The sequence below is a fragment of the Brevundimonas sp. genome, assembly GCF_018608325.1.
GTDB lineage: Bacteria > Pseudomonadota > Alphaproteobacteria > Caulobacterales > Caulobacteraceae > Brevundimonas.
Map to the genome: position 1 here is coordinate 1 of NZ_JABAZW010000005.1, position 9,417 is coordinate 9,417.

Here is a 9,417-nt window from a genome sequence, read left to right on the forward strand (position 1 = left end):
ACCGGACACGTTCAGCGTACAGGCCCCTTCGCACAGCCTGTCCTGCGGGCAGATGCGGCCGCAGATTTCCGGCATGGTCGAGGTCAGCGACGCGACGCGCCACGCCTCGCGCGGCTCGTTCTCGGCCGACAGGCGCAGCCAGTCGGGAATATTGTTCTGCAGCGGGCAGGCGTTCTGACAGAACGGCACCCCGCAGTCGGTGCAGCGTGACGCCTGTTTCTCGGCCGTCTCGGTCGAATGGGGAATCGTAATCTCCCCGAATCCGCGTGCGCGAAGTTCGGCTGAGGCCTTGGAGAGGCGGCGCGGCTCTACGACGAAAGTCCCGCCTTGCTTTATGGTTTTATGGGTCACTTTTCGCATATGCAGCAATCGGCCCATACCGGCAAATATTATTGCTGTGAGCGGTTCTCAGTTGCGAAAATAGCAAGAAACATTCGCAGAGCTGTCCTTGTGCGCTGAAAAAGTGTGACTGAGCGGTGTGTTGACGCAATGGTCTTCAAGGGTTCCGGGGGTGCGACAATATGGAACCGCCCCTGCACACAAGCGTTGCAAAACCCTGATCCTTTAGATGAGGGGGCTTCCATGCCACGATGGACTTCGCCGACCGGGTTGGGGGGCTGGCTGACGCTGCTTCTCGGCCTGCTGCTTGCCGTGATCGGATTGGTTTTGACGATCGGCGGCGTGCAACTGGCCGCACTGGGCGGCTCCTGGTATTATCTGATTGCGGGCCTGGCGCTGATCGTGTCGGGCTTTTTCCTTGTCTTCCGCGACATCAAGGGCGTCTGGATTTACGGCGCGACCTTCCTGCTGACCCTGGTCTGGGCCTTGTGGGAGAAGGGCTTGAACGGTTGGGCGCTGGTGCCGCGTCTGGTCGGCCCGCTGGTGCTGCTGTTCCTGGTGCTCGCCACCCTGCCGGTGCTTCGGGCGCGCGGCGGCGGCAAACAGGCAGGCATCGGCATTGTCGGTCTGGCTGTGCTCACCGTCATCTTCGGCCTGATCGTGGGGCAAGCCAATCAGGCCCGTGTCGACAGCCCGGTGCCGGGCGCGCGCGGTCCCTTTGGTGATCCGGCCCTGATCAAGGCGGGCGTCGACTGGCCCGCCTATGGCGGCTCGGACGCGGCCCAACGCTATTCGCCCCTGACCCAGATCAACCGGGACAATGTCGGCAAGCTGGAACGCGCCTGGACCTTCCGCACCGGCGACCTGCCGGGCGAGCGTTTCGGGGCCGAGACCACGCCGCTGAAGATCGGCGACACCGTCTATCTCTGCTCGGCGCGTAACAAGATGTTCGCGCTGGACGCCAACACCGGCCAGCAGAAATGGGCCTATGATCCCAAGGTGCCGGACGACCAGATTCCGTACACGGCGGCCTGCCGTGGCGTGACCTATTACGCCGTGCCGAACGTGGATCAGGCTCAACCCTGCGCCACGCGGATCATTGAAGGCACGCTGGACGGCCGCATCATTTCGCTGGACGCCAAGACGGGCGTGCCTTGCCCGGCCTTCGGGACGAACGGCGAAGTCAGCATCAAGCAAGGCATGGGCGATCCCTATCCGGGCATGGTGTCGATCACCTCGCCCCCCGTCATCGTGCGCGGCGTCATCGTGACCGGCCATCAGGTTCTGGATGGTCAGAAGCGCTGGAACGCCTCGGGCGTGATCCAGGGTTATGACGCCGTCACCGGCCAACTGCGCTTCGCCTGGGACATGATGCGTCCCGAGACGAACACGACCCCGCCGGAAGGCCAGACCTACACCCCCGGCACCCCGAACATGTGGACGACGGCGACGGCGGACGAAGGCCTGGGGCTGGTCTATCTGCCCATGGGCAACTCGGCTGCGGACTATTATTCCAGCCTGCGTCGCCCCGAGGAGAACAAGTACGCCAGCTCGCTGGTCGCGCTGGATGTCACCACGGGCAAGCCGCGCTGGCATTATCAGACGGTCCGCATGGACGTCTGGGACTATGACCTGGGGTCGCAGGTGACGCTGGTTGATCTGCCGACGGCCGGGGGCGTGACGCCTGCGGTGATCCTGCCGTCCAAGCGCGGCGAGATCTTCGTTCTGGACCGCCGCACCGGCCAACCGCTGCACGGCGTCGAGGATCGTCCCGCTCCGCGCGGCGGCGTCGAACCGGCGCAACGTGCGGCGACCCAGCCCTATTCGCTGTTCAACACACTGGCCAAGCCGGTGCTGCACGAACGCGACATGTGGGGCATCTCGCCTATCGACCAGATGATCTGCCGCATCCAGTTCAAGAAGGCGTCCTATGAGGGTGAGTTCACCGCCCCCACGGTCGACCGTCACTGGATCCAGTATCCGGGCTACAACGGCGGTTCCGACTGGGGCGGCCTGGCGCTTGATCCGGCGCGGGGCGTGATCATCGCCAACTATAACGACATGCCCAACTACAACCGTCTGGTCCCGCGCGCCGAGGCCGACAAGCTGGGCTGGTTCGCGCGCGATGACCCTCGTTATCAGGAAGAAAAGACGGGCGAAGGCTCCAAGGCCGAAGGCGCGGGCGATCCGCAACAGGGCGTGCCCTATGCGATCGACGTCAATGCAGGCTGGCGCATGCCGATCACCGGCGTGCTGTGCAAGGAGCCTCCCTACGGCGGCATCCGCGCCATCGACGTGCAGAGCGGCAAGACCCTGTGGGACCGTCCGTTCGGCACGGCCCGCAAGAACGGCCCGTTCGGCATCCCGTCGATGCTGCCGCTTGAGATCGGCACGCCGAACAACGGCGGCTCGGTCGTCACGGCGGGCGGTCTGATCTTCATCGCCTCGGCGACCGACGACCTGATCCGCGCCATCGACATCGAAACCGGCAAGACTGTCTGGTCGGACGTGCTGCCTGCGGGCGGCCAGGCCAACCCGATGATCTATGAGCAGAACGGCCGCCAATATCTGGTGATCGTCGCTGCGGGCCACCACTTCATGGAGACGCCGGAAGGCGACTATGTGATCGCCTACGCCCTACCTCAGAAGACCTGAGGCGGAAGCAATCTCCCTCCCCTGCGGGGGAGGGTGGTCGCGCCAGCGACAGGGTGGGGGCGGCTCGGCGACGAGCCGCCTTTTCTCGTTTCAGGAAAGTTTGATCTTGTTCAGCGCAGCCGCCCCCACCCGACTTAGGCTGCGCCTCAGCCACCCTCCCCGAGTGGGGAGGGAGAAGTTCGGGGCCTGATCTTACGGCCTGATCTGACCCTGACCGCGCACCACATATTTGTAGGTGGTCAGCTGTTCGGCGCCGACCGGGCCGCGTGCGTGCAGGCGGGCGGTGGAGATGCCGATTTCGCCGCCGAAGCCGAACTCGCCGCCGTCGGCGAACTGGGTTGAGGCGTTGATCAGGACAATGGCGCTATCGATCTTTGACGCGAACCGTTCGGCGGCCTCGGCGTCGGTGGTGATGATCGCCTCGGTGTGGCCTGAGCCATAGCGGGCGATGTGGTCGGCGGCGGCGTCCAGATCATCGACGACCCGGATCGACAGGATGGGGGCCAGATACTCGGTGGTCCAGTCGGCCTCGGTCGCAGGCTTGGCTTCGGGGATCAGGGTGCGGGCTGCGTCGTCGCCGCGCAGTTCGCATCCGGCGGCGATCAGGTCGGCGGCGACACCGGGCAGCAGGCGCTCGGCCCCCGCGCGATCCACAAGCAGGGTCTCGGTCGCGCCGCAGACCGAGACGCGGCGCATCTTGGCGTTGACGGCGATGGCGCGGGCCACATCCAGATCAGCGGCCTCGTGCAGATAGGTGTGGTTCAACCCTTCCAGATGGCTGAGCACCGCTGTCTTGGCGTCGGCCTGAACCCGCGCGACCAGGCTCTTGCCGCCGCGCGGGATCAGCAGGTCGATGGCTCCGTTCAGCCCCGCCAGCATCAGGCCCACGGCGTCACGATCCGGCGTATCGACCAGTTGCACCGCATCGGCGGGCAGGCCCGCTTCCGACAGGGCCTCTGCGATCAGCACGGCGATGGCCAGCGACGACTGCAGACAGTCCGAGCCGCAGCGCAGGATGGCCGCATTGCCTGAACGGATGCACAGGGCGGCGGCGTCGGCTGTCACATTGGGGCGGCTCTCATAGATGACGCCCAGCACGCCGATGGGGGTGCGGACGCGGGCGATGTCCAGACCATTGGCGGGGGTCCAGCGTTCGGTCTCCACGCCCAAGGGATCCGGCACGGCGGCGATGATGGCCACCGCCTCGGCCATGCCTGCGATGCGGGCGGGCGACAGGGACAGGCGGTCGATCATGGCCTCGGTCATGCCGCCTGCGCGGGCGGCCTCGACGTCCTTTGCATTGGCGGTCAGGATCGGGGCCTCTGCGGCCTTCAGCTTTTCGGACAGCAACTCCAGCGCGCGGGTGCGGGCGGCGGCTGGCGCATCGCGCAGGCCTTGAGCAGCGTTGCGGGCGCGAAGGCCCAGTTCAAGCATGTGCGCAGTCAGGTCGGTCATCGGTCAGCCAGAACCATGTCGTCTCGGTGGATCAGGACGGACGCCCCGCGATAGCCGAGGATGGCCTCGATCTCATCGCTGCGGCGTCCGCGAATACGGGCGGCGTCTTCGGCGGCATAGGCGGCCAGACCCACCCCGACCGGCAGGCCGGATGGGTCGGTCAGGCGAACGCAGTCGCCCTTTTCAAAATCGCCGGATACGGCGGTGACGCCTGCGGGCAGCAGGCTCTTGCCCGCCTTCAAGGCCGTGACGGCTCCGGCGTCCAGCCGCAGTTCGCCAGCGGGCGACAGACTGCCTGCGATCCATTGTTTGTAAGCGGCCATCGGGCCATTGGGCGCAGAGATCAGGGTGGCCCGCGCGCCATCGCGGATGGCGGTCAGGGGCGACAGGGTCTGGCCCGAGGCGATGATGGTGGCGCAGCCTGCGGACCGGGCGATCTGGGCCGCCGCCAGCTTGGTGGCCATGCCGCCCGTGCCGACGCCTGCATCTGCATTTGCGCCTCCGCCCATGGCCATGATGTCGGGCGACAGGGTCTCGATCAGCGGCAGATGGGCGGCGTTGGGATCGCGGCGCGGATCGGCGGTGTAAAGGCCATCCACGTCCGACAGCAGGACCAGCAGGTCCGCCCGCGCCAACTGGGCCGCGCGCGCCGCCAGTCGGTCGTTGTCGCCGTAGCGGATTTCCTCGGTCGCCACCGTGTCGTTCTCGTTGACGATGGGAATGACGCCGTGGGCAAGAAGCGCGTCGATGGTGGCGCGGCCGTTCAGCCAGCGACGGCGCCGTTCGGTGTCGTCGCGCGTCAGAAGCACCTGACCGGCGACCAGCCCGTGCGGCTCCAGCGCCGCCGACCAGGCCGCCATCAACAGGGACTGTCCGACCGAGGCCGCCGCCTGCTTGTCTTCCAGCCGCACGCCCAGCCCCGGCAGCCGCCCGCGTCCCAGCGCGATGGAGCCGGACGACACCACGATCACATCGCGGCCTTCGCTTTTCAGGGTCGCCAGATCGCGCGCGATAGCCGCCAGCCAGTCGCGCGTCGGCTGGCGCGTCTGGGCGTCGATCAGCAGGGACGAGCCGATCTTGACCACGACGCGACGCGCGCCGTTCAGCGCGGATGACGCGTCCAGTTTCGACAGGGTGGAAGCCATATTCGACATGACGGTTTCTCTAACGCCCTCATTCGGGCTTGTCTCTTGCCGCGTCGCCCCTCAGAGCAGTGAAATGATGGAATCCCTTTCCCCTGTTGCCGCTGGCGCGCTTGGCAGCTTGGCGGCAGGCATGATGACCGCAGTCGGCGCCGTGCCGCTGCTATTCTTCAGAAAGCCCGGCGTGCAGACGCAGAGCGTGCTGCTGGGCTTCGCCGCCGGGGTCATGCTGGCGGCCTCCTTCTTCTCGCTGATCATTCCCGGCGTGGAGGTGCTGCAGGCGGGCGGCGCGTCACAGGCCTGGGCGGCGGGGACGATGGCGGGGGCGGTGCTGATCGGCGCCACGGTGATCGGCCTGATGAACCGGTTCGCACCGGTGGACATGCTGGCCATCGGGCCTGCGGGGTCACGGCATCTGTCACGCCGCATCTGGCTGTTCATCATCGCCATCACCCTGCACAACTTCCCCGAAGGCGCAGCGGTCGGCGTCAGCTTCGGCGGCGGCGACATGCAGCAGGGCCTGTCGACCGCCGTGGGCATCGGCATCCAGAACATGCCTGAGGGGCTGGCCGTTTCGGCGGCGATGGCGACCCTGGGCTATGGCCGCTGGGCCGCCTTCATGGCGGCGCTGGCGTCGGGTCTGGTCGAGCCGATCGGCGGCCTGATCGGCGCCAGCGTGGTCGGGGCCATGCCCGGCGCCCTGCCGTGGGGCCTGGGTCTGGCCGCCGGGGCCATGATCTATGTTGTGACCGCAGAAATCATCCCCGAGACCCGCCATCAGTCCAAGGGCGACGGCTCCATGATCGGCCTGATGATCGGTCTGGTCGGGATGATGTTCCTTGATATCGCCCTGGGTTGAGGTCGCCGCACTGCGGCGGGCAGGGCGCGCATCGATAATCGAACCGCCTTCGATCACCGATGGTCGTTGACCGAAGGGGCCGCAGGGCTTAACGACGCCGCCGTTTGCCCGAAGCATGATTGCATCTCACGGGGGCCGCCGCGCGGTCGCTGTGCAGACGCGAACACGCTCTGCGGCGATCTGCCTCGGTTCTGGCTGGATTTGCGTGTAGGAGTGCGCCCATGACGACGAAGATTCTTCCCGGCGCGACAGGCGTCCTCGCACTGGCCGACGGCACCATCCTGCAGGGAATCGGTGTCGGTGCGACCGGTTCGGCACTGGGCGAGGTGGTCTTCAACACCGCCATGACCGGCTATCAGGAAATCCTGACCGACCCGTCGTACATGAGCCAGATCCTGGCCTTCACCTTCCCGCACGTCGGCAATGTCGGCACGAACGTCGAGGACATCGAACAGATTGGCGGCGGTTCGGACACCTCGGCGCGCGGCGCGATCTTCCGCGACGTCCCGACCGACCCGGCCAACTATCGCTCCGACGCCAGTTTCGATGACTGGATGAAGCGCCGCGGCGTCGTCGGTCTGGCGGGCGTGGACACCCGCGCCCTGACCAAGATCATCCGCGACAAGGGCGCGCCCCATGCGGTCATTGCCCATGACCCCGACGGCAATTTCGATCTGGACGCCCTGGTCGCACAGGCCAAGGCCTGGACCGGTCTGGTCGGTCTGGACCTGGCCAAGCCCGCCTCGACGCTGCAGGCGTTCGAATGGGATGAAGGTCTGTGGGAATGGCCGGAAGGTCACCCCAAGACCGAAGGCCGCAAGAATGTGGTCGTCATCGACTATGGCGTGAAGCGCAACATCCTGCGCGCCCTGGCCTCGACCGGCGCAAAGATCACCGTGGTCCCCGCGACGACGACGGCGGAAGAGGTTCTGGCCCGCAATCCTGACGGCGTGGTTCTGTCCAACGGTCCGGGCGATCCGGCCGCGACCGGCGAATACGCCGTGCCCGAGATCAAGAAGCTGGTCGCCAGCGGCAAGCCCCTGATGGGCATCTGCCTGGGCCACCAGATGCTGGCCATCGCCCTGGGCGCCAAGACTGTGAAAATGGAGCAGGGCCACCACGGCGCCAACCATCCGGTCAAGGATCTGACCACGGGCAAGGTCGAGATCGTCTCGATGAACCACGGCTTCACCGTCGACCGCGACAGCCTGCCGGAAGCCGTGACCGAAACCCACGTCAGCCTGTTTGACGGCACCAACTGCGGCATCGCCGTCGAGGGCAAGCCGATCTTCAGCGTGCAGCACCACCCGGAAGCCTCGCCGGGACCGACGGACAGCCTGTATCTGTTCGACCGGTTTGCAGACCTGATCGAACGCGCGTGAGCCGAGGGGCCGCCCGCTCAACCTATCTGAGCTGGCTGGCCCGCGCGCTGGCCCCCGTGGACGCGTCGGCGTCTGCGGGTGGACCTGACGACCTGGTTCTTGGCTATGCGACCGGTTATGGCCGGGGCGATGTCGAAGCCTTCGTGCGCTCGTTAAGGGCGGTGCATGACGGGCCTGTCGGCCTGTTTGTCGATCCTGATCCCGAGTTTCGCGAATGGCTGGCGTCACAGGGGGTCGAGGCGCTGGACCCGACCGCTTGCGCTGGATGGGCGCCCTTGCCGGTGGTGGCGCGGTTCGGCGACTATGCGCGCCTGATCGAGAGCCGCCCCGCGCTGCGCAACGTCCTGCTGACCGATGTGCGCGACGTCGTGTTTCAGGCTTCGCCCTTCGCCCAGCCGATCACGGGCCTGGAGGTCTTTGTCGAGGACGAGGACCACAGCCTGGGTCAGAATCCCTTCCATTCGAAATATCTGCGGGCGCTGGCGGGCGACGAGGTGGCGGACACCATCGCCGACCGTCCCTGCCTGTGCGCAGGCACCATCATCGGCCCGGCGGCGGACGTGGCGCGTCTATGCCGCCTGATCCTGACGCTGGGGGCCATTCCGCGCTCTAGCGTCGGCGGCGGCTTCGGCATAGATCAGGCGTCGCTGGAGCTGGCCGTGCATCAGGGGCTGGTCGCGGCCCGCATCCGCCCCAACTATTCGCGGGTCGCCACCCTGGGGCGCTGCATCGACGGCGTCGGCGTGGACGAGGACCGCATCACCAACCCGGACGGCTCCATCAGCCCGGTCGTGCATCAGTATGACCGCCATCCCGAACTGATGGGGCTGGTGCGGGGGCTGTGGAGCGCAGAGACGCGTGACCGGGTGCGAACCGGGCCGCAGGGCTTGTCACGCGTCCAGGCCAAGCTGAAGGCGACGCTGTCGCGTTATCTGATGGAATTCCGCTGACGCCCGTCAGGGCAGGGTGAAGAAGCCGGTCTGGTCGCGCAGGGCGCAGGCCTTCATCACGGCGATCGGCGCGGCGTGCAGCCAATAGTCTGCATCTTCCAACCGTTTCTCACGCCGCCGCTCCATGCCGCGCAGGCGACGTTGCGCGGCGTTTTCAAGCAGGCGCGCATGCAGGGCGCGGGGCGACAGGGCGGCGATGGCGGGAGAGCCGGGGACGGCGACGGCGTCGGGGCCTTTGGGCTCCACCGCCGGGCGGGCGATGGCGATGAACATCAGTGTCTCGAATGCAGGAGGAAGGTGCGCTTCTGCGCTGAGGAGATGCGGAATTAACCACAGGTTCTGTGGATAGTTCCTGACTGCGTCCGAAAAAAGTCCATGAATCGAAAGGCTTATCGCCTCGATCCGGACATACTGGTTACTGATTGGTTAATCCGTGGTCGGAGCAGATGCTTAACGACACGATTGTTTCCCAGCCGGCGGGTGTGGCCAGAGCCTGATCGGCTGTGAGGAAACCGCTTCGCGATTTCGTCGATGCCGTGAAACGGCTCCAGATCAAAACTGGCGCATGCTGCATGCGCCAGTGGCAGTCCCTAGGGGAGTCGAACCCCTCTTTTCAGGTTGAAAACCTGACGTCC

Annotated in this window: 7 protein-coding genes and 1 pseudogene; 4 read left to right on the top strand and 4 right to left on the bottom strand. The window is 66.5% G+C overall.

Annotation, left to right across the window (positions count from 1 at the left end; genetic code table 11):
• Positions 1–378: pseudogene (locus QZ281_RS00355) on the bottom strand (NAD(P)-dependent oxidoreductase); the annotation flags it as partial.
• A gap of 204 nt (positions 379–582) precedes the next feature.
• Between QZ281_RS00355 and QZ281_RS00360 the strand changes: the two are divergent.
• Complete coding sequence (locus QZ281_RS00360; RefSeq protein WP_292223295.1) at positions 583–2,994, top strand: membrane-bound PQQ-dependent dehydrogenase, glucose/quinate/shikimate family; 2,412 nt, start codon at positions 583–585, stop codon at positions 2,992–2,994.
• Positions 2,995–3,186: 192 nt separating this feature from the next.
• Here the strand turns inward: QZ281_RS00360 and QZ281_RS00365 are convergent, their stop codons facing one another.
• The gene (locus QZ281_RS00365) at positions 3,187–4,449 is read right to left on the bottom strand and encodes a glutamate-5-semialdehyde dehydrogenase (RefSeq protein ID WP_292223298.1); all 1,263 of its coding nucleotides are present in this window, start codon (positions 4,447–4,449) and stop codon (positions 3,187–3,189) included.
• Positions 4,446–5,594: a glutamate 5-kinase gene (proB, locus tag QZ281_RS00370; protein WP_292223314.1), complete on the bottom strand. Its 1,149-nt coding sequence runs from the start codon at positions 5,592–5,594 to the stop codon at positions 4,446–4,448. The genes QZ281_RS00365 and proB overlap by 4 nt, the downstream gene beginning before the upstream one ends.
• A 130-nt stretch (positions 5,595–5,724) precedes the next feature.
• Between proB and QZ281_RS00375 the strand changes: the two genes are divergently transcribed.
• The 3 genes from QZ281_RS00375 (at position 5,725) to QZ281_RS00385 (ending at position 8,782) form a co-directional block, all read left to right on the top strand.
• On the top strand, positions 5,725–6,450 hold the full coding sequence (locus QZ281_RS00375) for a ZIP family metal transporter (RefSeq protein WP_292223302.1): 726 nt from the start codon (positions 5,725–5,727) through the stop codon (positions 6,448–6,450).
• A gap of 221 nt (positions 6,451–6,671) precedes the next feature.
• Positions 6,672–7,832, top strand: a complete 1,161-nt coding sequence (carA, locus tag QZ281_RS00380) for a glutamine-hydrolyzing carbamoyl-phosphate synthase small subunit (protein ID WP_292223305.1) — start codon at positions 6,672–6,674, stop codon at positions 7,830–7,832.
• The gene (locus QZ281_RS00385; protein WP_292223308.1) at positions 7,829–8,782 is read left to right on the top strand and encodes a hypothetical protein; all 954 of its coding nucleotides are present in this window, start codon (positions 7,829–7,831) and stop codon (positions 8,780–8,782) included. The genes carA and QZ281_RS00385 overlap by 4 nt, the downstream gene beginning before the upstream one ends.
• A gap of 6 nt (positions 8,783–8,788) precedes the next feature.
• Here the strand turns inward: QZ281_RS00385 and QZ281_RS00390 are convergent, their stop codons facing one another.
• The gene (locus QZ281_RS00390) at positions 8,789–9,055 is read right to left on the bottom strand and encodes a hypothetical protein (RefSeq protein ID WP_292223311.1); all 267 of its coding nucleotides are present in this window, start codon (positions 9,053–9,055) and stop codon (positions 8,789–8,791) included.
• Between the last annotated feature and the right edge of the window lie 362 nt (positions 9,056–9,417).

What these genes read in the sequence shown, in the direction of transcription:
- QZ281_RS00360 (WP_292223295.1), top strand. Translation starts at nt 583, where the DNA reads ATGCCACGATGGACTTCGCCGACCGGGTTGGGGGGCTGGCTGACGCTG.
- QZ281_RS00375 (WP_292223302.1), top strand. Translation starts at nt 5,725, where the DNA reads ATGATGACCGCAGTCGGCGCCGTGCCGCTGCTATTCTTCAGAAAGCCC.
- carA (WP_292223305.1), top strand. Translation starts at nt 6,672, where the DNA reads ATGACGACGAAGATTCTTCCCGGCGCGACAGGCGTCCTCGCACTGGCC.
- QZ281_RS00365 (WP_292223298.1), bottom strand. Translation starts at nt 4,449, where the DNA reads ATGACCGACCTGACTGCGCACATGCTTGAACTGGGCCTTCGCGCCCGC.
- proB (WP_292223314.1), bottom strand. Translation starts at nt 5,594, where the DNA reads ATGGCTTCCACCCTGTCGAAACTGGACGCGTCATCCGCGCTGAACGGC.
- QZ281_RS00390 (WP_292223311.1), bottom strand. Translation starts at nt 9,055, where the DNA reads ATGTTCATCGCCATCGCCCGCCCGGCGGTGGAGCCCAAAGGCCCCGAC.